The sequence below is a fragment of the Leptothrix cholodnii SP-6 genome, assembly GCF_000019785.1.
Classification (GTDB): Bacteria; Pseudomonadota; Gammaproteobacteria; order Burkholderiales; family Burkholderiaceae_C; genus Sphaerotilus; species Sphaerotilus cholodnii.
Genome location: NC_010524.1, coordinates 122,052 through 147,908 on the forward strand (window position 1 = coordinate 122,052; position 25,857 = coordinate 147,908).

Genomic DNA, 25,857 nt, shown 5'->3' on the forward strand with positions numbered 1-25,857 from the left:
CGTCCTCGGGGGCCATCAATACCGGTAGGTGTCGGGCTTGTACGGGCCATTCTTGGGCACGCCGATGTAGGCGGCCTGGTCGTCGGTCAGCTCGGTGAGCATGGCGCCGACCTTCTTCAGGTGCAGGCGCGCGACCTTCTCGTCGAGGTGCTTGGGCAGCACGTAGACCTTGCCGACGTCGTAGCCGTCCGGGTGGCAGAACAGCTCGATCTGCGCGATGGTCTGGTTGGCGAAGCTCGACGACATCACGAAGCTCGGGTGGCCGGTGGCGCAGCCCAGGTTCACGAGGCGGCCCTTGGCGAGCAGGATGATCTTCTTGCCGTCCGGGAAGATGATGTGGTCGACCTGCGGCTTGATCTCGTCCCACTCGTAGCCTTCGAGCGAGGCGACGTCGATCTCGTTGTCGAAGTGGCCGATGTTGCAGACGATCGCCTGGTCCTTCATCGCCGCCATGTGCTCGTGGCGGATGACGTCGCGGTTGCCGGTGGTGGTGACGAAGATGTCGGCCTTGTCGGCGGCGTATTCCATCGTCACGACCTTGTAGCCTTCCATCGCCGCCTGCAGGGCGTTGATCGGGTCGATCTCGGTCACCCAGACCTGCGCCGACAGCGCGCGCAGCGCCTGCGCCGAGCCCTTGCCGACGTCGCCGTAACCGGCCACGCAGGCGACCTTGCCGGCGATCATCACGTCGGTGGCGCGCTTGATGCCGTCCACCAGCGACTCGCGGCAGCCGTACAGGTTGTCGAACTTGCTCTTGGTGACCGAGTCGTTGACGTTGATGGCGCGGAACAGCAGCGTGCCGGCGGCGCTCATCTCTTTGAGGCGGTGCACGCCGGTGGTGGTCTCTTCGGTCACGCCGATGATCTGCGCGCCCTTGCGGCTGTACCAGGTCGGGTCCACCGCCAGCTTGGCGCGGATCGCGGCGTAGAGGCAGGTTTCCTCTTCGCTCTTGGGGTTGTCGAGCAGCGACAGGTCCTTCTCGGCGCGCTTGCCCAGGTGCATCAGCAGCGTGGCGTCGCCGCCGTCGTCGAGGATCATGTTCGGGCCTTCGCCGTCGGTGCCGGCGGCGCCGAACTCGAAGATGCGGTGCGTGTAGTCCCAGTAGTCGGCGAGCGTCTCGCCCTTGTAGGCGAACACCGGCGTGCCTTGCACCGCCAGCGCGGCGGCGGCGTGGTCCTGCGTCGAGAAGATGTTGCACGAGGCCCAGCGCACCTGCGCGCCCAGTGCCTGCAGGGTCTCGACCAGCACGGCGGTCTGGATCGTCATGTGCAGCGAGCCGGTCACGCGCGCGCCCTTGAGCGGCTGCTTGGCGGCGAACTCCTCGCGGATCGCCATCAGGCCGGGCATCTCGGTCTCGGCGATGCGGATTTCCTTGCGGCCCCAGGCGGCCAGGCTCAGGTCGGCGACCAGGTAGTCGTTTTCGTGCAGGGCTTTGACAGCAGCGTTCATGCGTTACTCCGAAAAAGAGAGTCCGCCGCGCCGGGAGTCGAAAGGGGGATGTGCCGGATGCGCAACTCACCCTGAGGACTCGCGGATCCGCGAGCGGGTGAGCGCCGTTGCCTTGTGAGGGTTTCGAGCCTGGGGCGGGTGGGAGCCACCGGCCTTGCAACGCTCCTCGAAACAGGGCGCGATTGTAGCCAGCCGCCGGATGTCGCGTGTCGCCCGGCTTGCGGCATCGTGCACGCGGGGGCAAAGTGCCATCATTCGCAGCGCCCCCACGCCGATCCGGAGCACCCGATGAAGCCGAACCGTCCAGCCGATGTCCACCGCCCGCCGGGTGCCGATGACCCTGCGACCGTGAGGGTCGATGGCGGGCCCAGGCGTCGCTGCCTGCGCCTGGGTGCCGCGCTCGCGCTGGTCGGCATGCCGGCGCTGTGGCTGGGCCCGCGGGCCCAGAACACCGCCGGCCTGCGGCCGACGCCGAGCCAGACCGAAGGCCCGTTCTACCCGTTGCAACTGCCCGCCGACAGCGATTTCGACCTGCTGCGCAACGGCGCGGCGCGCGCCAGCCGCGGCGAGCCGGCCTGGGTCGAGGGCACGGTGAGCGATCTGCGCGGCCGGCTGCTCGAAGGCGCGGTGGTCGAGATCTGGCAATGCGATGCCGACGGCCATTACCACCACCCCGGCGACGGCGGCCGCGCCGATCCGGCCTTCCAGGGCTTCGGCCGCGTCACGGTCGGCGCCGACGGCCGCTACCGTTTCCGCACCCTGCGCCCGGCGCCCTACAGCGGCCGCACGCCGCACATCCACTTCAAGGTGCGACACCAAGGCCACGAGCTGCTGACCACCCAGCTCTACGTGCAGGGCGACCCCGGCAACGAGCGCGACGGCCTCTGGCGGCGCCTGCGCGACCCGCGCGACCGGGCTGCGCTGACGGTGCCGTTCGAGCCCGGCGTCGACGGCCTGCGGGCGCGTTTCCCGATCGTCGTCGAGGCCTGAGCCGGCCCGGCCAACCCCGCGCCGGCCCGTGGGGTTGCCGCTGCAGACACAATCGCGCCTTTTCCCCTTGTCCCCGACACCCGCCTGCGCCATGTCCTCGAACGAATTTCCCGCCGCCGCCCCCGACCTGACGCCGGCGGTCAGCCCCGCTGAAGCCCCGATGGCCGAGACCGTCACCGCTGAAACCGTCACGGCCGGGGCTCCCGAGGCGGTCGTCCCCGAGGCGCCCCAAGCCGAAGGTGCCACCGATGCCGCCGCAGCCGACGCGCCGGTGGTGGCCAGCGCGCCCAAGGTCGTGATCCCCGACATGAGCCCGGCGGCCTGCGCGCAGCAGCTCAAGAGCCGTTTTCCGGCCCTGTTCAGCGGTGCGCCGCGGCCCGTCAAGCTGCGCATCCAGGCCGACATCCAGGCGCGTGTGCCGGGTGTCTTCACCAAGCAGGTGCTGTCGGCCTTCCTGCGCCGCCACACCGGCACCACCGCCTACCTGATCGCGCTGACCAAGGCGAGCCAGCGGTTCGACCTCGACGGCCAGCCCGCCGGCGAGGTCAGCGACGAACACCGCCAGGCCGCCAACGAGGAACTGCAGCGTCGCCGCGGCGTGCACGACGAACGCCGCGCCGCCGAAGACGAGCGCCGCGCGCTCGAACAGCAGCAGTGGCACAACCGCGCCCAGCTGCTGCGCGACTTCCAGGTCACCACGCTGACCCGCGCCAACTTCTGCGCCCTCAAGGGCGTGGCCGAGGATCAGCTCGACGGCCTGCTCGACATCGCCCGCCGCGAAGCCGCGGAGTGGGCCGCCAACCGCCCGCCGGTGCAGGAACGCGAACAGCGCGAGCCCCGCGACGCACGCGGCCCCCGGCGCGACGACCACCGCGGCAACAACCCGCGCCCGGCCGGCAACCGCCCCGCCGGCGGCCGCCCGCCGCGGCGCTGAGGTCGTGGTGGCGACGGCGCGGCGACAATCGGGCCCCTGATTTCGCCAACGGCCGCACCGGCCCCGTCGCCATGAAACCTCTGGGCACCCCCCTCTCTCCCGACGCCACCCGCGTGATGCTGCTGGGCAGCGGCGAACTCGGCAAGGAAGTGCTGATCGCGCTGCAGCGCCTGGGCGTCGAGACCATCGCGGTCGACCGCTACGACAACGCGCCCGGCCAGCAGGTGGCGCACCAGTCGCACACCATCGCGATGAGCGACCCGGCCGCCTTGCGCACGCTGATCGAGGCCGAGCGGCCCGACCTGGTGGTGCCCGAGATCGAGGCCATCGCGACCCAGACGCTCGAAGCCCTCGAGGCCGAAGGCGTCGTTCGCGTCATCCCCACCGCCCGCGCCACCCGCCTGACGATGGACCGCGAGGGCATCCGCCGCCTCGCCGCCGAGACGCTGGGCCTGCCGACCAGCCCCTACCGCTTCTGCGACTCGCTGGCCGAGCTGCAGGCCGCGATCGACGGCGCCGACGGCCAGCCCGCCATCGGCTACCCCTGCATCGTCAAGCCGGTGATGAGCAGCTCGGGCAAGGGCCAGAGCAAGATCGACGGCCCGGCCGACGTGCAGGCGGCCTGGGACTACGCGATGGTTGGCGGGCGAGTCAGCAACGGCCGCGTGATCGTCGAGGGTTTCATCGACTTCGACTACGAGATCACCCAGCTCACCGTGCGCGCGCTGGGCGCCGACGGCCAGGTCGAGACCCATTTCTGCGACCCGATCGGCCACGTGCAGGTGCGCGGCGACTACGTCGAGAGCTGGCAGCCGCACCCGATGCAGCCGGCCGCGCTGGCGCTGTCGCGCCACATTGCCAGGACCGTGACCGACAACCTCGGCGGCCAGGGCCTGTTCGGCGTGGAGCTGTTCGTCAAGGGCGACCTGGTGTGGTTCAGCGAGGTCAGCCCGCGCCCGCACGACACCGGCATGGTGACGATGATCACGCAGTGGCAGAACGAGTTCGAGCTGCACGCCCGCGCCATCCTCGGCCTGCCGGTCAGCACCGCGCTCAAGAGCCCGGGCGCCAGCGCGGTGATCTACGGCGGCGTCGATGCGCCGGGCGTGGTCTACGACGGCGTGGACGAGGCCCTGCGGGTGCCGAACTCGGAGATCCGCCTGTTCGGCAAGCCCGAGAGCTTCGAGCGCCGCCGCATGGGCGTGGCGCTGGTGCACGACGCGGATGTGGACGTGGCGCGCACGCAGGCCAAGCTGGCGGCGGGCAAGGTGAAGGCGCGGCCGGCCTGACCCGGCGCGCCGGTTCGGGCGCGGGTCGTGATGCCGTAACATCACGATACATATGAAAGCGCTGCAAAGTTCCCTCGCCCGTGACGTGCTGGCCGACCCGCGGGCGTGCGAGCAGCTGCGCCACTTCCTGAGCACGCCGGCGCCTGCGGCAGGCACCCGCGCCAGCGCGCCGGGCCCCGTGATCGAGCTGCGCAGCGGCGGGCGCACCCAGCGCTTCAAGCCGGTGGTCGTGCCCAAGGCCCGTTGACGCAGGCGCGGCACGATGACGCTCGCGCTGCCGGCCCTGCTGCTGCTGCTCGCCTGCTGGCCGGGCTGGATCGCCCGCTCGTGCATCCGGCGGGTCGGCGGCCACGCGCCCGACGGTGCGACCCGGCCGCAGGCCTGGACCGAAGCGCTGCTCTGGGCCGCCGGCCTGCATGCCGGGCTGATCGGCGGCAGCAACGTGCTGGGCTGGCCGCTGCTGCCGGCGGGCGAGCTGCTGCAGCTGCTGTCGCCCGAGCCGGCGCGGCAGGCCGGTGCCTGGACCGCACTGGCCGCGCACGGCGCCGGCCTCGCGGCCTACGCCGCGGCGGTGCTGGGGCTGGCCGCTGCCGGCCCCTGGGCCCTGCGCCGGCTGGTGAGCCGCTTCCGGCTCGATCGCTGCGCCAGCCCGCTCGGCCCGCTGCTGCGGCCGGCGCGGGCGCACTGGTATTACCTGCTCAGCGGCGCCGACTTCACCGCCGACGCGCTGCCCGACCTGATCGCCGTCACCACCGTGGTCGACGTCGCCGGCCAGCCCTGGGTCTACAAGGGCGTGCTCGACGAATACTTCGTCGACCCCCAGGGCCAGCTCGACCGGCTGATCCTGCAGCAGGTGGTGCGCCGGCCGCTGGGCGTCCAGGCCGCGCCGCAGACCCGGCCGCAGGACCGCTTCGAGCGCATCGACGGCGACTGCGTGGTGCTGCACCACGGCGAGATCACGACCCTGCAGGTCGACTACGTCCGCCTGGGCCGCACCACCGAACAGCCGCCGCGCCTGCAGCCGGTCGACGATCTGGTCGATGCCTTTGCGCCGACCCAGCCGGTGTGAGCGCGGGAGTTCGGTTCAGCCCAGGCCCAGGAAGTGATGCAGGCGGTCCAACTCCTCGTCGAGCGCCTGTCCGAACGCCACTTCCGCGGGCCGCTTGTCGACATAGCCCATGTCGGGCATCAGCCGGCCGGCCTGCACCTTCACGTTGGCCCAGCCGATGACCTGGTCGCGCCACAGCAGCGGCAGCGCGTAGTGGCCGCGCTGGCGCCGGGCGGCGGGTACGTAGGCCTCGAAGCGATAGGCCCAGCCCCAGAAGATCTCGAAGCGGCGGCGGTCCCAGACCACCGGGTCGAACGGCGCCAGCAGACAGACCCGCTCGGGCGAGTGGCGGCGGCTGCGGGCCGGGTCCTCGCCCACGGGCCAGTGCCAGCGCAGGCCGTCCACCTCGGCGCCGGGCCAGCGCGCCTGGGCGCGTTGCAGCGTGGCGGCGCGCAGGTGGCGCCATTGCGGCACCCCGCCGCCCAGCAGCAGGCCCAGCAGCTGCGACAGGCTGGGCGCAGGCAGCGGCGCATAGGTCTGCAGCAGCAGATCGGTCAGGGTGTCCAGCGCCAGCAAGGGGTCGGCGGCTTCCGGCGTGGCCTCGCGCACCGCGTACAGCCGGGTGCCGCCTTCGCGCCGTGCCACGCGCAACAGCCCGCGGTAGTGCATGCCGTCCAGCAGTTCGGTGCTGGCGCGCGAGCGGCCGCCGAACCAGTTGCCCACCGTGCCGTGGTCGAACTGCGCGTCGACCTCGCGCGGGTGGGCCACGCCGCGCTGGCGCACGAAGTCCTGCACCGCGCGGGCCTGCTGCCAGCGGTCGTCGTCCCACGCCCGGCGCGCCTGGCGCGGCTGCAGCAAGGCCTGCACGCGGCGCGGCACGAAGCCGTAGTTGACGAAGAAGTCTTCCTCGACCCCCAGCCTCGGGTAGCGCTGCTCCAGCTCGCCGGCGCGGTAGTCGCGCACGCGGTGGCGCAGCGTCAGGTCCTGGGCCTTGGCCGGCGCCCGCAGCGGGTCGGCCTGGACAAAGCCCAGGCGCTGCAGTGCGGCCGGCAAGGTAGTGGGTGCGAACAGGCTGCGGGCCAGCGCGTGGCGCCGCAGCTGTTCCAGGCGCAGGGTCATGGGCAGACGATGCCGACGAGTGGCCTGCGGCCCGGGTGTCTGGCTTCAGAGACCGGCGGCAGCCCGCAGCACCTGGGCCTTGTCGGTGCGCTCCCACGTGAACTCGGGCTCCTCGCGGCCGAAGTGGCCGTAGGCGGCGGTCTTCTGGTAGATCGGCCGCAGCAGGTCGAGCATCTGGATGATGCCCTTGGGCCGCAGGTCGAAATGGGCTTCGACCAGCTTGGCGATCTCGGCGTCGGGGATGACGCCGGTGCCTTCGGTGTAGACCGTGATGTTCATCGGCCGCGCCACGCCGATCGCGTACGCCACCTGGATCTGGCACTGGCGCGCCAGGCCGGCGGCCACGATGTTCTTGGCCACGTAACGTGCGGCGTAGGCGGCCGAGCGGTCGACCTTGGTCGGGTCCTTGCCCGAGAACGCGCCGCCACCGTGCGGGCAGGCGCCGCCGTAGGTGTCGACGATGATCTTGCGGCCGGTCAGGCCGCAGTCGCCCTGCGGGCCGCCGATGACGAAGCGCCCGGTCGGGTTGATCAGGTACTGGGTCTCGGCCGTGATCCATTCTTTCGGCAGCACCGGCTTGATCAGCTCTTCGCGGATCGCCTCGTAGAACGACGGGATCATCTTGTCGCCCAGGCTCTGCTCGGGGCTGTGCTGGGTGCTGAGCACGATGGTGTCGATCGAGTGCGGCTTGCCGTCGACATAACGCATCGTCACCTGGCTCTTGGCGTCCGGGCGCAGGAACGGCAGGCGGCCGTCCTTGCGCAGCTGCGCCTGACGCTCGACCAGCCGGTGCGCGTAGTAGATCGGCGCGGGCATCAGCTCGGGCGTCTCGTCGCAGGCGTAGCCGAACATCAGGCCCTGGTCGCCGGCGCCGGTGTTGAGGTGGTCGTCGCTGGCGTGATCGACGCCCTGGGCGATGTCGTTGCTCTGCTTGTCGTAGGCGACCAGCACCGCGCAGCCCTTGTAGTCGATGCCGTACTCGGTGTTGTCGTAGCCGATGCGCTTGATGGTGTCGCGCGCGACCTGGATGTAGTCGACGTGCGCGTTGGTGGTGATCTCGCCGGCCAGCACGACCAGGCCGGTGTTGGTCAGCGTTTCGGCGGCCACGCGGCTGCGCGGGTCCTGCTCGAAGATCGCGTCGAGAATGGCGTCGGAGATCTGGTCGGCGACCTTGTCGGGGTGGCCTTCGGAGACGGATTCGGAAGTGAAGAGGAAGTCGTTCGCCACGTGAGGGCTCCAGGGTTGAGGACGTCAGGCGGTTCGCCTTGGGTCTCGGGGGAGCTCGCGGCGAACGCTTTAGCGGATTCGGATCAGCACCTTTCGGTGAAGCGTGTCGGACAATCCGTGCATGGATTTCCGACCCGTCGCCCCGCAAGTTGTTCTTTAACTCGGCGAAGTGGCAATTTTAATACCGTGATATCGACCCTGTTCCGTCTAACAGCCCGGCTTCCGCTGGGCTTTTTGCAGCGCATGGGCGGCCCGCTGGGCTGGCTGGCGTATTGGGCCTCGCCGAGCTACCGGCGCCGCATGCACGACCACGTCGCCCAGGCCGGGCTGGCCTGGCCGCAGGCGCGGGCCGCGGTGGCGTCGACCGGCCGCATGATGGCCGAGCTGCCCTGGCTGTGGAGCCGGCCGCCCGAAGCGCGTTTCGGCGCGCTGGTGCAGTGGCAGGGCGAGGCGCACGTCGAGGCCGCCCTCGCCGCCGGCCGCGGGCTGGTGCTGATGACGCCGCATGCGGGCGCCTTCGAGGTCATCGCGCAGGCCTATGCCGAGCGCTTCGGCCACGTCCAGCCGATGACCGCGCTCTACCGGCCGGCCCGCAAGGCCTGGCTGCGCGATCTGGTGGCCGGCTCGCGCAACCGCCCCGGCCTGCTGACCGCGCCGGCCACGCTGTCGGGCGTGCGGCAGATGATCCGCGCGCTGCGCAACGGCGGCACGATCGGCCTGCTGCCCGACCAGGTGCCGCCCGAAGGCATGGGCGTGTGGGCGCCGTTCTTCGGCCGGCCGGCCTACACCATGACGCTGGCCGCACGGCTGGTGCAGCAGACCGGCGCAGCCTGGCTGCCGGTGGTCTGCGAGCGGCTGCCGGACGCGCGCGGCTACGTGATCCGCGTCGACCCCCCGACCGAGCCGATGCCGGGCACGCCCGGCGCCCCGCCGGTCGACACGAGCACCGATCCCAACGCGGTGGCCATCGCCGCGGCCACCCTCGTCAACCGCGCGATGGAACGCCTGATCCTCGGCCTGCCGGGCCAGTATCTGTGGGGCTACCACCGCTACAAGAATCCCCGTCAGGCCGAGGCGGCGAGCGATGCGCCGCAGGCTGGGGGCAACCCATGAGCGATTTCTCCGCAAACGTCCTGCTCGGCCTGCTCAAGCTGCTGCAGCGCCTGCCGCTGCGCCTGCAGGCGGCGCTCGGCCGTGGCCTGGGCTGGCTGTTCTGGCACCTGGCCAGCGCGCGCCGCAAGGTGGCGCTGCGCAACCTGGCGCTGTGCCTGCCCGAACTCGGCGAGGCCGAACGCGAGCGCATCGCCCGCGAGCACTTCGGCTGGCTCGGCCGCAGCCTGCTCGAGCGCGGCCTGCTCTGGTACGCATCGCCCGAGCGGCTGCGCAGCCTGATCCAGGTCGAGGGCGACGTCGGCCTGGCCGAACGCAGCGCGCGGCCGGTGATGTGGCTGGTGCCGCATTTCCTGGCGCTCGACGTCGCGGGCACGGCGACCCAGCTGTTCCAGACCCGCCGGGTCGGCTCGATCTACCAGACCCAGAGCAACCCGGTCTTCGACGCCGCGATGCGCCGCGGCCGGCTGCGTTTCGGTGGCGGCGAGGTCTTCCCGCGCAGCGACAGCGCCAAGCCGCTGATCCGCGCCATCAAGCGCGGCGACGCCTTCTTCAACCTGCCCGACATGGACTTCGGCGCGCGTGACGCCGCCTTCGTGCCCTTCTTCGGCGTGCCGGCGGCGACGCTGCTGGCGCCTTCGCGCATGGCGCGCGCGCTCGACATGGTGGTGCAGCCGGTGGTGGCCGAACTGCTGCCCGGCGGCGAGGGCTACCGGGTGCGTTTCCTGCCGGCCTGGAACGACTTCCCGAGCGCCGACGCCGAGGCCGACACCGCCCGCATGAACCGCTGGATCGAGAGCGAGATCCGCCGCAATCCGGCGCAGTACCTGTGGGTCCACAAGCGCTTCAAGACCCGCCCGCCGGGTGAGCCGGGCTTCTACTGAAACACGCGTGCAATCGGTAATCCCCACCGCCAACCCAGGCTGATAATCGCGCCCATGCGATTGCACTTCACCAAGATGCAGGGCGCGGGCAACGACTTCGTCGTGCTCGACGCCACCCGCGCGCCGCTGGCGCTGAGCGCAGCCGACTACCGGTTCCTGGGCGATCGGCGCTTCGGCGTCGGCGCCGACCAGATCCTGGTGGTCGAGCGCAGCACCACCCCGGGCGTCGATTTCCGGTACCGCATCTTCAACGGCGGCAGCGGCGACGAGGTCGAGCAGTGCGGCAACGGCGCACGCTGCTTCGCGCGCTTCGTGCGCGACAACGGCCTGAGCCAGCAGGTGCGCGTCAAGGTCGAGACCGTCAACAGCCTGATCGAGCTGCACGTCGAGGCCGACGGCCGCGTCACCGTCGACATGAACCAGCCGATCTTCGAGCACGCGCTGATCCCGTTCGACTCCGCCGGCCTGAGTGCGCGGCCGCACAACGGCCACGGCAACGGCTTCGAGCTGTGGCCGCTGCAACTGCCCGGCGCCAGCCTGCCGTCGGTCGACGTGGCGGTGCTGTCGATGGGCAACCCGCACGCCGTGCAGCGCGTGCACGACGTCGACACCGCGCCGGTGGCCGAGATCGGCCCGCGCGTCGAGACCCATGCGCGCTTCCCGCGCCACGTCAACGCCGGTTTCATGCAGGTGATGTCGCGCCGCGAGGTGCGCCTGCGCGTGTTCGAGCGCGGCGCCGGCGAAACGCTCGCCTGCGGCACCGGCGCCTGCGCCGCCGTGGTGGCCGGCATCCGGCTGGGCTGGCTCGACCCCGAGGTCGACGTGCAGACCCGCGGCGGCCTGCTCACCATCGCCTGGGCCGGCCTGGGCCACCCGGTGCTGATGACCGGTCCGGCACAGACCGTCTTCACCGGCGACATCGACCTGCCGACCACCTCGGTTCAATGAAGGCAGGCGCCACATCCAACGACGAGCGGGCCGCGCGCCGGGCCGCTCCCAAGCCGGCCCGCATCCCCCCGGGGGATCGGCCGATGGACCCATCGGACGAGGGGCCGACATGACCATTCAAGGCATCACCGAAGGCGACATCGCCAACTACCTGGCCAACACGCCGGGCTTCTTCGAGCGCCACGCGCAGCTGCTGGCCAGCGTCGAGCTGGCCAATCCGCACGGCCAGCGCGCGGTCTCGCTGCAGCAGCGCCAGATGGAGATGCTGCGCGAGCGCATCCGCGGGCTCGAGCGCCGCATCATGGACATGATCCGCCACGGCCAGGAAAACGCCGCGCTGACCGACCGCCTGCACCAGTGGACCCGCGCGCTGATGCTGGTCGAAGACGCCCGCGACCTGCCCGACATGCTGGTGCTCGACCTGCAGGAGCAGTTCCAGATCCCGCAGGCCGCGCTGCGCCTGTGGGACCTGGCGCCGGCCTTTGCGGGCGCCGCCTTCGCCAGCGACGTCAGCGACGAGGTGCGCAGCTTCACCGCCGGCCTGTCGACGCCCTATTGCGGCGCCAACGCGGCCTTCGAGCCGGTGCACTGGCTCGAGGCGCCGCAGACCGTGGCGTCGCTGGCCCTGATCCCGATCCGCCGCCTCGCCAGCAGCCCGGCCTTCGGCCTGCTGGTGCTGGCCTCGCCCGACCCGACCCGCTACAGCGCCGAGATGGGCACCGAGTTCCTGGTGCGCCTGGGCGAGATCGCCAGCGCCGCTCTCGCACGCCTGCTGCCACGCGACGAGTGACGTCCGAGGCGGCCCCGCTCGGCGATACCAGCATCGCCTTCCTGCAGCACCTGCAGGTGCAGCGCCGGCTCGCGCCGCGCACGCTGACGATGTATGGCGCCGCGCTGCTGCGCCTCGAACACGCCGCGGCCGAGCAGCAGCTCGCGCTCACCCAGGTGCGCCCGCCGCACGTGCGGCGCTGGGCCGCGATGCTGCACGGCCAGGGGCTGGGCCCGCGCAGCATCGCCATCCACCTGGCGGCCTGGCGCGGGCTCTACCGCTGGCTCGGCCGCGAGGGGCAGGTCAGCGCCAACCCGGTCGACGGCCTGCGTCCGCCCAAGGCCGGCCGGCCGCTGCCGAAGGCGCTGGCGGTCGACGAGGCCGTCGTGCTGGCCGATCACCACGACCCGGCCACCGACCCGCTGCTCGACCTGCGTGACCACGCCATGACCGAGCTGCTGTACGGCTGCGGCCTGCGCGCGGCCGAACTGATCGGCCTGGACTGCATCGCCGGGCCCGACGCCGCCGGCTGGATCGACCTGGAGGGTGGCGACGCCCAGGTGCTCGGCAAGGGCAGCAACCGCCGCATCGTGCCGGTCGGCCCGCCGGCTGTGGCCGCCGTGCAGGCCTGGCTGGCGGTGCGCCATCAGATGGCCAGGGCCGGTGAGCTGGCCCTGTTCGTCAGCCGCCGTGGCACCCGGCTGACCGATTCGCAGCTGCGCCGGCGCCTGGCGCAACGCGCGCAAAGCGCCGGCCTGACCAGCCACGTGCACCCGCACATGCTGCGCCACAGCTACGCCAGTCACCTGCTGCAATCGAGCGGCGACCTGCGCGCCGTGCAGGAGCTGCTCGGCCACGCCCAGATCAGCACCACGCAGGTCTACACCCGGCTCGACTACCAGCACCTGGCTCGCATCTACGACGCCGCGCATCCGCGTGCCAGGCGCAAGCCTTGAGGCTGGGCCTGGCGGGGGTTAACGGGTAACTTCAACCAGCCGCACCCGTCGCGGATGTGGCCGAAAACTCCTCGCGCAGCGCCGCATAGAGCCGCCGGAAGCGCCGATGCCGCGGCAGCAGCTGCGCCGCCCGCGCCGCGTCGGGCTCGAACACCGCGGCCACCGGTGGCGCCAGGCAGACGTCCTCGATCCGGGCGCCGTCAGCCAGCCACGCCAGCCGTGCCGCGCCGAGCGCGCCGCCGGCCTCGCCGCCCTGGCGCGTCACCATCGGCACGCCGATCGCATCGGCCAGCAGCTGCGCCCACAGCGCGCTGCGCGCGCCACCGCCGACCAGGCTGAGCGACTGCACCTCGCCCGGCGCCGTGCCCAGGCTGTGCCAGCCGTCGAGCAGGCCGAACGTGACGCCCTCGACCACCGCGTAGGCCAGCGCCGCGGCGTCGTGTTCATTGTTCAGGCCGAAGAACACGCCCTGCGCGTGCGGGTTGTTGTGCGGCGTGCGCTCGCCGTTGAGGTAGGGCAGGAAGACCGGCGCCTGCGCGCGCTGCAACGGCGTCAGCGCCGCCACCGTGTCGAGCAGCGCCGCCTCGCTGTGCGCGCCCAGCAGGTTCTTGACCCAGCGCAGGCCGTTGGCGGCGCTGAGCATCACGCTCATCTGGTGCCAGCGCCCGGGCAGCGCGTGGCAGAAGGCGTGCATCGCGTGGGCCGGATTGGGCCGGAAGCGGTCGCTGGCCAGGAAGATCACGCCCGAGGTGCCCAGCGACACGAAACCCTCGCCCGGCCGCACCGCGCCGATGCCCACCGCGCTGGCCGCGTTGTCGCCGCCGCCACCCGCCACCGGGATGCCCGCCGTCAGGCCCCAGCGCGCCGCCAGCGCCGGCTTGAGCGTGCCCGACACCTCGCTGCCCTCGACCAGCCGCGGCATCTGCGACTCGTCCATGCCGCAGGCCGCCAGCACCTCGGCCGACCAGCGCCGCTGTGCGACATCGAGCCACAGCGTGCCGGAGGCGTCGCTCATCTCGCTGACGGCCTCGCCGGTGAGCTGCTCGCGCAGCCAGTCCTTGGGCAGCAGCACGCGGCGCATGCGGGCGAACAGTTCGGGCTCGTGCTGCTTCACCCACAGCAGCTTGGGCGCCGTGAAGCCGGGCATCGCCAGGTTGCCGGTGATCGCGTGCAGCGTCGGCAAGGCCGCTTCGAGCTCGGCGCATTCGGCGCCGCTGCGGCCGTCGTTCCAGAGGATGGCCGGGCGCAGCACCTCGCCGCGTGCGTCCTGCAGCACCGCGCCGTGCATCTGGCCGGACAGCCCGATGGCGCGCACCGCCCGCATCGCCTGCGGCTGCTCGGCGGCCAGGCGCGTCAGCGCGCGGTCGGTGGCAGCCCACCAGTGGGCCGGGTTCTGCTCGCTCCACAGCGGCTGCGGGCGCTGCACCGCGAGCGGCTCGCCGACGCTGGCGACGATGTGGTGCGCGGCGTCGAGCAACAGGAACTTGACCTCCGAGGTGCCGAGGTCGATGCCGAGGTACATGGGTGTTTCTCCAGACGGTCAGGACGGGCCGCTTCGCCGTCGCGATCGGGCCTTCAGACCGACGAGCCGCTGAAGCGGTTGTCCGCCTGCTTGCGGAACTCGCTCGGTGTCATGCCCTTGATCTCGAGGAAGCGGCGGTTGAAATTGGCGACGTTGTTGAAGCCGACCTCGTAGCAGATGTGCGTGATCAGCCGGTCGCTTTCCATCAGCAGCTGGCAGGCGCGGTTGATGCGCACGCGGTTGACGAAGTCGGTGAAGGTGTTGCCGGTGGCGCGGCGGAAGAAGCGGGAAAAGCGGCTCTCGCTCATGCCCAGTTCGGCGGCCACGTCGGCGGCCGAGATCGGCTGCGCGAGGTTGTCGGTCAGGCGCATCACGACCGCGTCGATCTGGTCGAGCGAGTGGTCGTCGTCGACGCTCTGCAGCTGCACGTTCGACAGCAGCCGGTAGTCGGTGCAGGCCGACAGGTCGCACAGGAAGGTGCAGAACTCGGTGAAACGGCGCAGGCCGCGGCTCGCCTTGACGCGCTGCCAGTGGGCCTGTGCGCGGTCGGAGATGCCGAAGAACTCGATGCCGTGCCGCGCCCGCTCCAGCAGCGGCAGCAGCTCGGCCAGCTCGGGGATGGTCTCGGCGGCGCGCACCAGCGGCTCGTGCGGGAACTGGATCACCAGGTCCCGCAGCGGCACGCCGCCTTCGGGCACGTCCATCGAGACCCAGTTGTGCGGCAGGCGCGGGCCGGTGAGCACCAGCTGGCCGGGCTGGAACTGGCCGATCCAGTCGCCCACGAACACCTTGCCCGAGGTGCTGGTGATGAGGTGCAGCTCGTACTCGTCGTGGTAATGCCAGCGCGCCAGCGGCGTCGGGAAACCATGCTCCAGGCAGCGGATCAGCCCGACGTCGCCGGGCGACTCGTAGCCCAGGTCGGGCGAGCGGGCGTAGTCGTGCTCCAGCTCGGGCTTGAGCTGGCGCGGCACGGCGCGGGGTCTGGCTGGCTTGGCGGGCATGACGCGCAGGCTATCAGGACATCACCGGTGCTCCGCCACGAAACGCGCCACGCGCTCGGCGGCCGCGCGCACGGCCGTGACCAGGCGAGCGTCGCCGGCCAGGTTGCCCCACAGCGGCGCGTCGGCGCAGAACGCCGCCACCGGGTCGGCGGCCTCGCAGATGGCGTGCGCCACCGCCGGGTCCATCGCCTGGTCCTGGTAGGTGTAGGCGATCTCGCCGCGGTGCCAGCGCTGCAGGTAGGCCAGGAACAGCGCCGGCAGCATGGCGACGCTGTCGATGGATTCATTGCGCGCCAGCCGCTCGCGCAAGGTCGGCGCGATGAAGCCGGGGATCTTGCTGAAGCCGTCCATCGCCACGCGCTGGTTGGTGTCGGCGATGGCCGGGTTGCCGAAGCGGTCGAGCACCACGTCGCGGTAGGCCGCCAGGTCGAGCGGCGAGGGCGACAGCACCGGGATCACGTCGTCGGTGACGTAGTCGTAGGCCATCTGGCGGATCACCGGATCGAGCGTGCCCTCGTGGATGTAGGTGTAGCCCACCAGCGTGCCGGCCCAGGCGATGCAGCTGTGGGTGGCATTGAGCAGGCGGATCTTGGCTTCTTCGTAGGCCTGCACCGACTTCACCATCTCGACGCCGACCCGCTCGAAGGCCGGACGGCCGGCGATGAAGTCGTCCTCGATCACCCACTGGATGAAGCTCTCGCCCATCAGCGCGGCCGCGTCGTCGACGCCGGTGGCGGCGAGCACGCGCTCGCGCACGGCCGGGGTCGGGCGCGGCGTGATGCGGTCGACCATCGCGTTCGGGCTGGTGGTGTGGGCCTTGACCCAGTCGAGCAGGCCGGTCTGGCTGGTCAGCTCGATGAACTGCAGCAGGCCCGAACGCGAGCGTTCGCCGTTGTGGCGCAGGTTGTCGCAGTTGAGCAGCGTCACCGGGCCGGCGCCGGCGAGCATGCGCGCGCGCAGGATGGCCGTCAGCGCGCCGTAGATCGTGCCGCCGGGCTTGCCCTTGCGGGCGGCCTCGAGGTCGCCCGCAAGGTCGGCGAAACCGAGGTCGAGCCGGTTCTTCGCGTCGAGGTAATAACCCGCCTCGGTGACCGTGAACGAGATGATGCGGGTGGCCGGATCGGCGCCCAGCGCGATCAGCCCGGCCAGATCGGGGGTGTAGCTCACCACCTGCCGGATCGAGCGGATGCGGGTGTAGGTGCGCTGGCCTTGCGGCGTCACGGTCTCGAGCGTGTAGGCCCCGCCCTGGGACTGCAGGGCGGCGATCGTGTCGGCCATGTCGGGGCGGGTGTTGCCACCGGCCAGCACCCAGCTCGTGTCGCCGGTCTGCTGCAGCTCGTGCAGGTAGACCGCCTGGTGCGCACGGTGGAACGATCCGAGCCCCAGGTGGAGCATGACGAAAGGTTGTGGACTGCTCATGGTTGCCTCGAAAGCAGGGATGTGTACGGGGGCGTCAATGCGCGGCGGCCAAGGCCGGGCGGGAGATGCGGCCCTGTGCGTCGAACAGATGGGCGGCATCGGCGTCGATGTCCACGCCCACCGAGTCGCCGGCACGCAGGTTGGTGCGCGTGCTCTGGCGCGACACGAGCTGCGCGCCGCGGTCGGTGGCGACGTAGATCAGCGTCTCGGCGCCGAGCGCCTCGACCAGCTCGACGGTGCCCTGCACCACGCCCGAGCCGGCCGTCTTCAGCGTCACGTATTCGGGCCGCAGACCGACGAAGCCGCCGGCCGGCACCGGCAGGCCGTAGACCGCCTCGAGCTGCGGCAGCTTGTCGGCCGCCACCACGTTCATCTGCGGCGTGCCGATGAACTGCGCCACGAACTGGTTGGCCGGCTTGTCGTAGAGCTCCAGCGGCGTGCCGACCTGCTCGATCACGCCGTCGCGCAGCACCACCACGCGGTCGGCCAAGGTCATGGCCTCGACCTGGTCGTGCGTCACGTAGATGGTGGTGGCGCCGAGGTCGCGGTGCAGCTTGGCGATCTCCACGCGGGTCTGGCCGCGCAGCGCCGCATCCAGGTTGGACAGCGGTTCGTCGAACAGGAAGACCTTCGGCGCCCGCACGATGGCCCGGCCGATCGCCACCCGCTGGCGCTGGCCGCCCGACAGCGCCTTGGGCGTGCGGTCGAGGTACTGCGTCAGGTTCAGGATCTTGGCGGCGCGCTCGACCTTGTCCTTGATGACGGACGGATCGACTCCGGCGAGCTTGAGCGCGAAGCTCATGTTCTCGAACACGCTCATGTGCGGATAGAGCGCGTAGCTCTGGAACACCATCGCCAGGTCGCGCTTGGACGACGGCAGGTCGGTGATGTCGCGGCCGTCGAGCATCAGCCGGCCGCCGTCGATGTGTTCGAGCCCGGCGATCAGGCGCAGCAAGGTCGACTTGCCGCAGCCCGACGGGCCGACGAACACGATGAATTCGCCCGGGTTGATGGCGAGGTCGATGCCCTTGATGGCGCGCAGGTCACCGAAGAATTTTTCGATGCCCTTGAGTTCGAGATAGGCCATGGGAGGTGTCTCCTGCAATGCGTTGTTTACTTGACGGCGCCGAAGGTCAGGCCTTGGACCAATTGCTTCTGGCTGAACCAGCCGAACACCACGATCGGTGCGATGGCCATCAGCGAGGCGGCCGACAGCTTGGCCCAGAACAGGCCTTCAGGGCTGGAGTAGCTGGCGATCAGCGCGGCCAGCGTGCCGGCCTTGGCGGCGGTCAGCGTCAGGCTCCAGAACGCCTCGTTCCAGCTCAGCACCAGGCACAGCAGGCCGGTGGATGCCAGGCCGCCCATCGACAGCGGCAGCAGCACCAGGCGGGCCTCCTGCCACAGCGTGGCGCCGTCCATGCGCGCGGCTTCGAGGATGTCGGGCGGGATCTCCTTGTAGCCCGAGTACAGCATCCACACCATGATCGGCAGGTTCGACAGCGTGAAGATGATCGTCAGTCCGACCCAGCTGTCGAGCAGCCCCGACCACTGCGACAGCACGTAGATCGGCATCAGCGCGCCGACCGCCGGCATCATCTTGGTCGACAGCATCCACATCAGGATGTCCTTGGTGTGGCGGCCGCGGAAGAACGCCATCGAGTAGGCCGCCGGTGCGGCCAGCAGCAGGCCGAGGATCGTCGACGCGACGCTGGTGATCAGCGAGTTCTTCGCGTACAGCAGGTAGTCGCTGCGTTCCTGCACCTCGTGGAAGTTCTCGAAGGTGGGCGTGAAGACCAGCAGCGGCGGCACCGAGATCGCCTGCAGCTCGGTCTTGAACGCGGTCAGCAGCAGCCAGCCGAGCGGGAAGAACAGGATCAGCGTCACCAGCCAGGCGACGAGCGTGCGAACGGCCAGGGCCGGCGTGAAGGTGGAAGGGCGTGCCATCGTCGTTCTCACTTGTCGAGGTTCTTGCCGACCAGGCGGATCAGGAAGATCGCCGCGATGTTGGCCAGCAGCACGGCGAACAGCGCCCCGGCAGAAGCCACGCCGGCGTCGAAGTTCAGCAGCGCCTGCTTGAAGATCAGGAAGGCGACGTTGGTGCTCGCGTCACCCGGTCCGCCACCGGTGGTGGTGTAGATCTCGGCAAAGACGCTGAGCAGGAAGATCATCTCGATCATCACCACCACCGCCACCGAGCGGCCGAGGTGCGGGATGTAGAGGTAGCGCAGCTGCTGGCCGTAGTTGGCACCGTCCATGCGCGCGGCTTCGAGCTGCTCGCGGTCCATGCTCTGCAGCGCGGTGATGAAGATCAGCGTGGCGAACGGCAGCCATTGCCAGGCCACCATGATGATCACGCTCAGCAGCGGCCAGTCGGTCAGCCAGTCCACCGGCGTGGCGCCGAAGAAGATCCAGACCTGCGCCAGCACGCCGTAGATCGGGTTCATCATCATGTGCTTCCACAGCAGCGCATTGACCGTGGGCATGACGAAGAACGGCGAGATCAGCAGGATGCGCACCAGGCCGCGGCCGGGGAAGGGCGCGTCGATCAGCAGCGCGATGGCGATGCCCATCAGCACGGTGATCAGGATCACGCTGCCCAGCAGCAGCAGGGTGTTCATCACCGCCGTGCCGAAGCTCGGGTCGGTGACGAAGTATTCGAAGTTCTCGAGCCCGATGAAGCCGACGTTCTCGGGCTGCATGAGGTTGTAGCGGATGACGCTGAAATAGATCGTCATCACCAGCGGCACGATCATCCAGAGGAAGAGCGTGGTCACTGCAGGCGCCATCAGCAGGCGCGGAATGAAACGGGGTGCAGCACTTTGCATGGCGGGGCAATCCAGGGCCCGTGGGGCGGGCCGTATGACTCCCTCCCCTCGAGGGGGAGGGTCGGGGAGAGGGAGCCGGAACGCGCCCGGCGAGGGGCGCGACCGCAAGCCATCACTTGTAGTAGCCGGCCTTCTTCATCTCACGTTCGGCAGCCACCTGGCTGGCCTTCAGTGCCGCATCCACCGTGGTCTTGCCGGCCAGTGCCGAGCTCATCTGCTGGCCCACCGCGATGCCGATGGCCTGGAACTCGGGGATGGCCGCGAACTGCACGCCCACGTACGGGCTCTTGGGCAGCGTGCTGTCGTTCGGGTTGGCGCTGTCGATCGCCATCTTCTCGGCGGCGGCGAACCTGGCGGCCTTCTGGAACTCGGCCGAGGCGTAGGTGCTCTTGCGCGTGCCGGTCGGCACGGCAGCCCAGCCGTTGGTCTTGGCGACCAGCTCGATGTACTCCTTCGAGGTCGCCCAGCTGACGAACTTCTGCGCCGCGTCGACCTTCTTCGAGCCCGACGGCACGGCCAGGGCCCAGGCCCACAGCCAGTTCGCGCCCTTGGGCGTGACCATCGTCGGCGCCTGTGCAAACGCCACCTTGTCGGCCACCTTCGACTGCTTCGGATCGCTGATGAACGAAGCCGCGATCGTGGCGTCGATCCACATGCCGCACTTGCCTTCGTTGTACAGCGCCAGGATCTCGTTGAAGCTGTTGGCCGACGAGCCCGGGGGGCCGTAGTTCTTCAGCAGGTCGACGTAATAGGTGATCGCGTCCTTCCAGGGCTTGCTCTCGAGCTGCGGCTTCCAGCCCATGTCGAACCACTGGCCGCCGTGGGTGTTGACCAGCGTCGACAGGAAGGCCATGTTGTCGCCCCAGCCCGGCTTGCCGCGCAGGCAGATGCCGTACACGCCGTTCTTCGGGTCGTGGATCTTGGCGGCCAGGTCCTTCACCTGCGCCCAGGTCGGACGGTCGGGGATGGTCACGCCGACCTTGTCGGCCAGGTCCTTGCGGTACATCAGCATCGAGCTCTCGCCGTAGAACGGCGCGGCGTACATCTTGCCGTCGACGCTCAGGCCGTTGCGCATGGCCGGCAGGATGTCGTCGGCGTCGTACTTGGCGTCGGTCTTGAGCTCCTGCAGCCAGCCCTTCTTGCCCCAGATCGGGGTTTCGTACATGCCGATCGTCATCACGTCGAACTGGCCGCCCTTGGTGGCGATGTCGGTCGTCACGCGCTGGCGCAGCACGCCTTCTTCGAGCGTCACCCACTTGAGCTTGATGTCCGGATTGGCGGCCTCGAAGTTCTTGCCGAGCTTCTGCATCTCGATCATGTGGCCGTTGTTGACGGTCGCGATCACGAGTTCGGTGGCGGCATGCGCCATGCCGGCCATCAGGCCGAACGCCAGTGCCAGGGATGCCTTGAGCTTCATGGATGTCTCCTCTAGTGGGGCAAAAACAGGTTGAGCTGGGTGCGATGCCTTGCTTGCATCGACGGACGCAACGATAGATGTACGGACTCCCGCGTTTCGATACTTCATTCGCCACAAGCTATACGATCATGCACAGGAATCTAGGTATTTTCCTTAGGTTCATGCGAGAGCGTATCGGTCAATCGCGTTCGATGCTGCGGTGACAATCCCGCCCCATGAAAACCATCCGTCTGCGCTCAGGCAAGGAGCGCTCGCTGCAGCGCAAGCACCCGTGGGTGTTCGAGGGCAGCATCGCCTCGGGCAAGGCCGATGCGGGCGAGACCGTGCGGGTCGAAGCCGCCGACGGCCGCTTCCTGGCCTGGGCCAGCTACAGCCCGAGCTCGATGATCCGCGTGCGCGCCTGGAGCTGGGACGAGGCCGAGCGCATCGACGCCGCCTTCATCGCCCGGCGCGTGCAGGCGGCGGTGGCGATGCGTGCGCGCCTGGGCCTGGCCAGCGACGGCGTGCGACTGATCCACGGCGAGGCCGACGGCCTGCCCGGCCTGGTGGTCGACCGCTACGCGGACATCCTGAGCGCGCAGTTCCTGAGCGCCGGCGCCGAACGCTGGAAAGGCGTGATCGCCGACGCGCTGCTGGCCGCCACCGGCTGCACGCGGCTCTACGAACGCTCGGACGCCAGCGTGCGCAAGCTCGAAGGCCTGGAGCCGGCCACCGGCTGGCTGCGCGGAGGTTCTGAGAAGGAGGGCAGCACCGAGGTCACCATCACCGAACACGACTGGCGCCTGACACTCGACGTCGCCGAAGGCCACAAGACCGGCTACTACCTCGATCAGCGCGACAACCGCGCGCTGTTCGCCCGGCTGGTGCGTCAGTTCGGGATCCGGCGCGTGCTCAACTGCTACAGCTACACCGGCGGCTTCTCGGTGGCGGCGCTGGCCGGCGGCGCGAGCGAGGTGGTGAGCGTCGATTCGTCCGGCCCGGCGCTGGCACGCGCGAGCGCCCACGTCACGCTCAACGGCTTCGACGCGGCGCGCCACACGGCGCTCGATGCCGACGTCAACGCCACCCTGCGCCAGCTGCTGGCCGAGGGCCGCACGTTCGACGCCATCGTGCTCGACCCGCCCAAGTTCGCGCCCACCCCGGCCAGCGCCGAACGCGCTGCGCGGGCCTACAAGGACATCAACCGGCTGGCGCTCAAGCTGCTGGTGCCGGGCGGGCTGCTGCTGACCTTCAGCTGCTCGGGCGGCATCAGCGCCGACCTGTTCCACAAGATCGTGGCCGGCGCGGGCATGGACGCCGATGTCGACGGCTACCTGCTGCAGCGGCTGGAGGCCGCCAGCGACCACCCGACCACGATCTGCTTCCCCGAGGGCGAGTACCTCAAGGGGCTGGTGGTGCTCAGGCGCTGAGCAGGCGCAGGCCCTCACCGGCACGCGTCGGCAAACGTGACAACTGCCTCATGGGTCGTCACCCGCGAGCCGCCGGGACAGGCGCCGCATCTGTCTGTCGCCGGGTAGACTGCGCGCCGTGCTGCGCAAGTTCCTGTTCCTCTTCCTGCTGACCAGCGTGTTCTGGCAAGCCATCGGTGTGGCCGGCAAGGGCACGCTCGTGAGTGGTCAGGCCGACCTTGCGCACGCCGCGTTGCATTGGCAGGAAGCCAGCCATCATCACCACGACGACGGCAGCTACGGCTTCGACGACTCGAAGGCCTCGGCCAAGCACCTCACGGCCGATGGCGTCGTGGCCTCACCGGCACTCGTCCAGTCGACTTCGCTGGCGGTTGCCGCCTACGGTGCCGCACGTCCGCCCATGACGGACGACGCCGCCAGCACCCCGCCCTACCTCGAACGCCTCAGACGCCCCCCAAGGCTTTCGGCCTGACCCGCCCAGCCCGGCTCGCCACGCGGTGAGCCGCTCCAGTCCACCGACTCCGGTTCCTCGGCCCTGCCCGCAGGGGCCACCGGGTCGGTCGTCAGTCTGAGGTCGTTTTGTCACTTCCCACAAGAATCATCGCCTGCGGCGTGCTCGCAGGCGTGCTGCTCGGCGCCCAACTCGCCGCGGCACAAACACCGGCGCCACAGCCGGCCACCACACTGGCCGATGCAGTGCGCGCTGCATGGCGCCGCAGCGTCCATGCCACCGAGGTCGCCGGCCAGCAACGCCGCGCCCAGGCCGAGCGGACCGCCGCATCGGCACCCTGGGCCGAACCCCCTTCGGTGGAGCTGGATTACCGGACCGACCGGCTTCAAACCGACGCCGGCTCGCGTGAAACCGAGCTCGGCGTGGCCATTCCGCTCTGGTTGCCCGGGCAACGCGCGGCTCGCCGGGCATCGGCCGAGGCCGAAGAATCGGCTGCCAACGCGGCGCAAGCGGCAGGCGAACTGCAAGCCGCGGCCCTGGTGCGCGAGGCGGCCTGGGGCCTCACCCGCCAGCAGGCCGAGGTCGATCTCGCGGCGCAGCAGGTGCAGGTGCTGGACGCCCTGGCCAGCGATGTCGAGCGGCGGGTCGCCGCGGGCGATCTGGCCCGGGTCGACGCATTGGCCGCCCGGGCCGAACTGCTGGCCGCCACCGCCGGCCTGAGTCAGGCCCGACAGGCGCTGCACGCCGCCGTGATCCAGTGGTCTGCGCTGACCGGCTACGCCAGCGCGCCGGAAGACCTGCAAGCCGAGCAAGCACCCGCGGACGCGACGCTCGGCGACGCGCACCCGGCCCTGCGCGCCGCCCGCCTCGGCATCGAGCTGGGCCGCAAGCGTCTGGATGCCGTGCAGGCCTCGTCGCGCAGCGCGCCGGAGTTCGTCGCCCGACTGCGTCAGGACCGGTCCGCACGCGGTGAACCCGCCGCGAACAGCATCGGCGTCGGCCTGCGCATCCCCTTGGGCACCGATGACCGCAATGCCCCGCTGCAGGCCGCCGCGCTCAACGAACTGGCGGCAGCACAGGCCACCGAGCAGCAATTGAAGGTGCAGCTCCAGGCCGAGGTCGACCAGGCCCGCGCCGCGGCCCTGGCCGCCGAGCAGCAATTGGCCCACGAATCGGAGCGCTCGAAGCTGATGCGCGAGCGGGCCTCGCTCATCGAGCGCTCGTTCCGGGCCGGCGAAACGCCGCTGCCTGAATTGCTGCGGGCCTTGTCGGACGCCGCCCGGGCCGAAGCGGACCTGCATCGCCAATCTGCCGCGCTGGGCCTGGCCCGCGCCCGCCTCCAACAAGCTCTCGGAATCCTGCCATGAAGCCATCCCTTTCTTTCGTGCGCCAAGGCCTGCTGGCCTTGGCGCTCGCCATCTCGTTTCCGCCACTTCATGCCGGCCCGGGCGCCCATGGCCCGAACGGCGAACACCTCGACTCGCCGGCACCGGCGACCGCCCGTTCAAGCACCAGCCCCCGCTTTGAAACCAGGACCGAGGCCTTCGAGATGGTCGGGCGGCTGGAGGGTGGTGAACTGACGCTGTTCATCAACCGCTTCGAGACCAACGAGCCGGTGCTGGACGCCCAGGTCGAACTCGAGTCCGGCGCACTCAAGGTGAAAGCACCGTTCCTGGCCGACCACGGCACCTACTCGGTGGCCGATGCCGCCTTCCTCAAGGCCCTGGCCGAGCCGGGCCAACACCCGCTGGTCATCACCGTGGTGGCCGGCAACGACGCCGACCTGCTGGAGGCGACGCTGACCGGTGCCGGAGCAACAGCCGTGGCGGTGGCCGACCGCGGTCACGATGACCCGCACGGACAGGCGGCAACCCCGTGGCGCTCGGTGACCATCGGGCTGGGAGCCGTGGCCGCCGTGGCCGCAATCGGGTGGTTCGCCATCCGTCGCCGCAGCGCCGGCAAGACGTCGATGGGAGCCTCGCTGTGAAAATCATCCTCACCCTCCTGAGCCTGGCCCTCGTCGCCACGGCCCATGCCGGCCCCGGGGCGCACGGCCCCAACGGCGAGCACCTCGACACGCCCAGCGTGAGCACGCCCGACGGCCTGGCACGCCTGCCCGATGGCAGCGTGAACGTGCCGATGCTGGCGCAGCGGCGCTTGGGCCTGCGCACGCTGCTGGCGGTCGAAAGCGATGCCGCCGCTACCGTGGAACTGCCCGCGCGGGTCGTCATGGACCCCAATTCGGCGGGCCGGGTGCAGACGCTCATCGGCGGCAAGGTCGAGCCCGGCCCCAAGGGCCTGCCGATCGCCGGACAGCGGGTGCGCCGTGGTGACGTGCTGGGTTACGTGGCCCACCATGTCGACCCGCTGGCCGCGGCCAGCCAGCAGGCCCAGCTCGTGGAGCTGCGCAGCAGCCGCCAGCTGGCCGAGCAGCGGGTCCAGCGCCTGCAGTCGCTCGAAGGCACGGTGCCGCGCAAGGAGATCGACGCGGCCAAGCTGGAGCTGGACAGCTACACCGCCCGCGAAAACGCCATCGGCGCCAGCCTGGGCAGCAAGGAGCGGCTGGTCGCGCCGGTTTCGGGCGTCATCGCGCGCGCCGACGTCGTCAACGGCCAGGTTGTCGAATCCAAGGACGTGCTGTTCGAGGTGATCGACCCGGCCCGCATGCTGATCGAAGCGAGCGTGGCCGACGTCAAGCTGAGCACGCAGCTGGCCGGCGCCACGCTGGCGGGCATCGCCGACTGGAAGCTGCAGTTCCTTGGCGCGGCCGGTGCGCTGCGCGACGGCACCCTGCCGCTGACCTTCAAGGCGACCGGAACCGGCGCCACGCCGCTGGCCCTCGGCCAGCCGGTGACCGTGGTGGCGGCGCTCACCAACAAGGTCAAGGGCATCGTGCTGCCCGCGCAGGCGGTGACGCGCAATTCGGCCAACGAGACTGTGGTCTGGATCAAGGCCGGCGCCGAGCGCTACATCCCGCAGCCGGTGCAGGTTCGACCGCTCGATGCGCAGACCGTCGTGATCACGCAGGGGCTCGGTGCCGACAACCGGGTGGTCGTGCAGGGCGCGCCGCTGATCGCGCAGATTCGCTGA

Annotated in this window: 25 protein-coding genes and 1 riboswitch; of the genes, 15 read left to right on the forward strand and 10 right to left on the reverse strand. The window is 70.4% G+C overall.

All coding sequences use genetic code 11. The features are described 5' to 3' along the window. Nucleotides 1-15: 15 nt before the first annotated feature. Complete coding sequence (gene ahcY / locus LCHO_RS00595; RefSeq protein WP_012345156.1) at nucleotides 16-1,449, reverse strand: adenosylhomocysteinase; 1,434 nt, start codon at nucleotides 1,447-1,449, stop codon at nucleotides 16-18. A gap of 92 nt (nucleotides 1,450-1,541) precedes the next feature. Next, nucleotides 1,542-1,623, reverse strand: a riboswitch (S-adenosyl-L-homocysteine riboswitch). A 114-nt stretch (nucleotides 1,624-1,737) separates the two neighbouring features. Between ahcY and LCHO_RS00600 the strand changes: the two genes are divergently transcribed. From LCHO_RS00600 to LCHO_RS00620, 5 genes are all read left to right on the forward strand, one after another. Then, nucleotides 1,738-2,439 carry a dioxygenase family protein gene (locus tag LCHO_RS00600; RefSeq protein WP_476703318.1) on the forward strand — a complete coding sequence of 234 codons (702 nt, stop codon included), beginning with the start codon at nucleotides 1,738-1,740 and terminating at the stop codon, nucleotides 2,437-2,439. A gap of 91 nt (nucleotides 2,440-2,530) precedes the next feature. After that, complete coding sequence (locus LCHO_RS00605; protein ID WP_012345158.1) at nucleotides 2,531-3,373, forward strand: ProQ/FINO family protein; 843 nt, start codon at nucleotides 2,531-2,533, stop codon at nucleotides 3,371-3,373. Between the two features lie 71 nt (nucleotides 3,374-3,444). Beyond that, the gene (purT, locus tag LCHO_RS00610) at nucleotides 3,445-4,662 is read left to right on the forward strand and encodes a formate-dependent phosphoribosylglycinamide formyltransferase (RefSeq protein WP_012345159.1); all 1,218 of its coding nucleotides are present in this window, start codon (nucleotides 3,445-3,447) and stop codon (nucleotides 4,660-4,662) included. A gap of 52 nt (nucleotides 4,663-4,714) precedes the next feature. Beyond that, entirely contained in the window at nucleotides 4,715-4,909 is a 195-nt protein-coding gene (locus tag LCHO_RS00615; RefSeq protein ID WP_012345160.1) for a hypothetical protein, read from the forward strand. A gap of 15 nt (nucleotides 4,910-4,924) precedes the next feature. Next, nucleotides 4,925-5,731, forward strand: coding sequence for a hypothetical protein (locus LCHO_RS00620; protein WP_012345161.1), 807 nt, complete (start codon nucleotides 4,925-4,927; stop codon nucleotides 5,729-5,731). Nucleotides 5,732-5,746: 15 nt separating this feature from the next. Here the strand turns inward: LCHO_RS00620 and LCHO_RS00625 are convergent, their stop codons facing one another. Both LCHO_RS00625 and metK read right to left on the reverse strand, forming a co-directional pair. Next, nucleotides 5,747-6,829, reverse strand: coding sequence for a DNA glycosylase AlkZ-like family protein (locus LCHO_RS00625; RefSeq protein ID WP_012345162.1), 1,083 nt, complete (start codon nucleotides 6,827-6,829; stop codon nucleotides 5,747-5,749). 45 nt (nucleotides 6,830-6,874) lie between these two features. Then, nucleotides 6,875-8,056 carry a methionine adenosyltransferase gene (metK, locus tag LCHO_RS00630; RefSeq protein ID WP_012345163.1) on the reverse strand — a complete coding sequence of 394 codons (1,182 nt, stop codon included), beginning with the start codon at nucleotides 8,054-8,056 and terminating at the stop codon, nucleotides 6,875-6,877. Nucleotides 8,057-8,245: 189 nt separating this feature from the next. On the opposite strand from metK, the gene LCHO_RS00635 reads away from it, so the two are divergent. The 5 genes from LCHO_RS00635 to LCHO_RS00655 all read left to right on the forward strand — a co-directional run bounded on the left by LCHO_RS00635 (nucleotide 8,246) and on the right by LCHO_RS00655 (nucleotide 12,723). Beyond that, on the forward strand, nucleotides 8,246-9,169 hold the full coding sequence (locus tag LCHO_RS00635) for a lysophospholipid acyltransferase family protein (RefSeq protein ID WP_043704646.1): 924 nt from the start codon (nucleotides 8,246-8,248) through the stop codon (nucleotides 9,167-9,169). Beyond that, nucleotides 9,166-10,050 (forward strand): LpxL/LpxP family acyltransferase, encoded by an 885-nt coding sequence (locus LCHO_RS00640; protein ID WP_012345165.1) that lies wholly within the window; start codon nucleotides 9,166-9,168, stop codon nucleotides 10,048-10,050. The genes LCHO_RS00635 and LCHO_RS00640 overlap by 4 nt, the downstream gene beginning before the upstream one ends. A gap of 54 nt (nucleotides 10,051-10,104) precedes the next feature. Beyond that, a complete protein-coding gene (dapF, locus tag LCHO_RS00645; RefSeq protein ID WP_012345166.1) occupies nucleotides 10,105-10,998 on the forward strand; it encodes a diaminopimelate epimerase in 894 nt (297 codons plus the stop codon). Nucleotides 10,999-11,107: 109 nt separating this feature from the next. Then, nucleotides 11,108-11,788 (forward strand): DUF484 family protein, encoded by a 681-nt coding sequence (locus LCHO_RS00650; RefSeq protein ID WP_012345167.1) that lies wholly within the window; start codon nucleotides 11,108-11,110, stop codon nucleotides 11,786-11,788. Next, a complete protein-coding gene (locus LCHO_RS00655; RefSeq protein WP_012345168.1) occupies nucleotides 11,785-12,723 on the forward strand; it encodes a tyrosine recombinase XerC in 939 nt (312 codons plus the stop codon). Before LCHO_RS00650 ends, LCHO_RS00655 begins: the two co-directional genes overlap by 4 nt. 31 nt (nucleotides 12,724-12,754) lie before the next feature. On the opposite strand, the gene xylB is transcribed toward LCHO_RS00655, so the two are convergent. The 7 genes from xylB to LCHO_RS00690 form a co-directional block, all read right to left on the reverse strand. Then, the gene (gene xylB, locus LCHO_RS00660) at nucleotides 12,755-14,245 is read right to left on the reverse strand and encodes a xylulokinase (RefSeq protein WP_012345169.1); all 1,491 of its coding nucleotides are present in this window, start codon (nucleotides 14,243-14,245) and stop codon (nucleotides 12,755-12,757) included. Between the two features lie 53 nt (nucleotides 14,246-14,298). After that, nucleotides 14,299-15,246: an AraC family transcriptional regulator gene (locus LCHO_RS00665; protein ID WP_012345170.1), complete on the reverse strand. Its 948-nt coding sequence runs from the start codon at nucleotides 15,244-15,246 to the stop codon at nucleotides 14,299-14,301. 21 nt (nucleotides 15,247-15,267) lie between these two features. Next, nucleotides 15,268-16,665, reverse strand: a complete 1,398-nt coding sequence (gene dalD / locus LCHO_RS00670) for a D-arabinitol 4-dehydrogenase (RefSeq protein ID WP_012345171.1) — start codon at nucleotides 16,663-16,665, stop codon at nucleotides 15,268-15,270. Between the two features lie 34 nt (nucleotides 16,666-16,699). Continuing rightward, nucleotides 16,700-17,752 carry an ABC transporter ATP-binding protein gene (locus LCHO_RS00675; protein ID WP_012345172.1) on the reverse strand — a complete coding sequence of 351 codons (1,053 nt, stop codon included), beginning with the start codon at nucleotides 17,750-17,752 and terminating at the stop codon, nucleotides 16,700-16,702. Between the two features lie 26 nt (nucleotides 17,753-17,778). Next, nucleotides 17,779-18,609, reverse strand: a complete 831-nt coding sequence (locus LCHO_RS00680) for a carbohydrate ABC transporter permease (protein WP_012345173.1) — start codon at nucleotides 18,607-18,609, stop codon at nucleotides 17,779-17,781. Between the two features lie 8 nt (nucleotides 18,610-18,617). Then, nucleotides 18,618-19,490, reverse strand: coding sequence for a carbohydrate ABC transporter permease (locus tag LCHO_RS00685; RefSeq protein ID WP_012345174.1), 873 nt, complete (start codon nucleotides 19,488-19,490; stop codon nucleotides 18,618-18,620). A gap of 112 nt (nucleotides 19,491-19,602) precedes the next feature. Then, the gene (locus tag LCHO_RS00690) at nucleotides 19,603-20,907 is read right to left on the reverse strand and encodes an ABC transporter substrate-binding protein (protein WP_012345175.1); all 1,305 of its coding nucleotides are present in this window, start codon (nucleotides 20,905-20,907) and stop codon (nucleotides 19,603-19,605) included. 215 nt (nucleotides 20,908-21,122) lie between these two features. Here LCHO_RS00690 and LCHO_RS00695 point away from each other — a divergent pair, with 215 nt between their 5' ends. The 5 genes from LCHO_RS00695 to LCHO_RS00715 all read left to right on the forward strand — a co-directional run bounded on the left by LCHO_RS00695 (nucleotide 21,123) and on the right by LCHO_RS00715 (nucleotide 25,857). Next, nucleotides 21,123-22,316, forward strand: coding sequence for a class I SAM-dependent rRNA methyltransferase (locus LCHO_RS00695; RefSeq protein WP_012345176.1), 1,194 nt, complete (start codon nucleotides 21,123-21,125; stop codon nucleotides 22,314-22,316). A 118-nt stretch (nucleotides 22,317-22,434) separates the two neighbouring features. Next, the gene (locus LCHO_RS00700) at nucleotides 22,435-22,788 is read left to right on the forward strand and encodes a hypothetical protein (protein ID WP_012345177.1); all 354 of its coding nucleotides are present in this window, start codon (nucleotides 22,435-22,437) and stop codon (nucleotides 22,786-22,788) included. Between the two features lie 140 nt (nucleotides 22,789-22,928). Then, nucleotides 22,929-24,134 (forward strand): TolC family protein, encoded by a 1,206-nt coding sequence (locus LCHO_RS00705; RefSeq protein WP_150105393.1) that lies wholly within the window; start codon nucleotides 22,929-22,931, stop codon nucleotides 24,132-24,134. After that, complete coding sequence (locus tag LCHO_RS00710; protein WP_012345179.1) at nucleotides 24,131-24,754, forward strand: hypothetical protein; 624 nt, start codon at nucleotides 24,131-24,133, stop codon at nucleotides 24,752-24,754. Before LCHO_RS00705 ends, LCHO_RS00710 begins: the two co-directional genes overlap by 4 nt. Beyond that, complete coding sequence (locus tag LCHO_RS00715) at nucleotides 24,751-25,857, forward strand: efflux RND transporter periplasmic adaptor subunit (RefSeq protein ID WP_012345180.1); 1,107 nt, start codon at nucleotides 24,751-24,753, stop codon at nucleotides 25,855-25,857. Before LCHO_RS00710 ends, LCHO_RS00715 begins: the two co-directional genes overlap by 4 nt.

Bases quoted from the DNA above. Each gene is read 5' to 3' on its own strand.
- ahcY (WP_012345156.1), bottom strand. From the start codon at position 1,449: ATGAACGCTGCTGTCAAAGCCCTGCACGAAAACGACTACCTGGTCGCC.
- LCHO_RS00600 (WP_476703318.1), top strand. From the start codon at position 1,738: ATGAAGCCGAACCGTCCAGCCGATGTCCACCGCCCGCCGGGTGCCGAT.
- LCHO_RS00605 (WP_012345158.1), top strand. From the start codon at position 2,531: ATGTCCTCGAACGAATTTCCCGCCGCCGCCCCCGACCTGACGCCGGCG.
- purT (WP_012345159.1), top strand. From the start codon at position 3,445: ATGAAACCTCTGGGCACCCCCCTCTCTCCCGACGCCACCCGCGTGATG.
- LCHO_RS00615 (WP_012345160.1), top strand. From the start codon at position 4,715: ATGAAAGCGCTGCAAAGTTCCCTCGCCCGTGACGTGCTGGCCGACCCG.
- LCHO_RS00620 (WP_012345161.1), top strand. From the start codon at position 4,925: ATGACGCTCGCGCTGCCGGCCCTGCTGCTGCTGCTCGCCTGCTGGCCG.
- LCHO_RS00625 (WP_012345162.1), bottom strand. From the start codon at position 6,829: ATGACCCTGCGCCTGGAACAGCTGCGGCGCCACGCGCTGGCCCGCAGC.
- LCHO_RS00640 (WP_012345165.1), top strand. From the start codon at position 9,166: ATGAGCGATTTCTCCGCAAACGTCCTGCTCGGCCTGCTCAAGCTGCTG.
- dapF (WP_012345166.1), top strand. From the start codon at position 10,105: ATGCGATTGCACTTCACCAAGATGCAGGGCGCGGGCAACGACTTCGTC.
- LCHO_RS00650 (WP_012345167.1), top strand. From the start codon at position 11,108: ATGACCATTCAAGGCATCACCGAAGGCGACATCGCCAACTACCTGGCC.
- xylB (WP_012345169.1), bottom strand. From the start codon at position 14,245: ATGTACCTCGGCATCGACCTCGGCACCTCGGAGGTCAAGTTCCTGTTG.
- LCHO_RS00665 (WP_012345170.1), bottom strand. From the start codon at position 15,246: ATGCCCGCCAAGCCAGCCAGACCCCGCGCCGTGCCGCGCCAGCTCAAG.
- dalD (WP_012345171.1), bottom strand. From the start codon at position 16,665: ATGAGCAGTCCACAACCTTTCGTCATGCTCCACCTGGGGCTCGGATCG.
- LCHO_RS00675 (WP_012345172.1), bottom strand. From the start codon at position 17,752: ATGGCCTATCTCGAACTCAAGGGCATCGAAAAATTCTTCGGTGACCTG.
- LCHO_RS00680 (WP_012345173.1), bottom strand. From the start codon at position 18,609: ATGGCACGCCCTTCCACCTTCACGCCGGCCCTGGCCGTTCGCACGCTC.
- LCHO_RS00685 (WP_012345174.1), bottom strand. From the start codon at position 19,490: ATGCAAAGTGCTGCACCCCGTTTCATTCCGCGCCTGCTGATGGCGCCT.
- LCHO_RS00690 (WP_012345175.1), bottom strand. From the start codon at position 20,907: ATGAAGCTCAAGGCATCCCTGGCACTGGCGTTCGGCCTGATGGCCGGC.
- LCHO_RS00695 (WP_012345176.1), top strand. From the start codon at position 21,123: ATGAAAACCATCCGTCTGCGCTCAGGCAAGGAGCGCTCGCTGCAGCGC.
- LCHO_RS00710 (WP_012345179.1), top strand. From the start codon at position 24,131: ATGAAGCCATCCCTTTCTTTCGTGCGCCAAGGCCTGCTGGCCTTGGCG.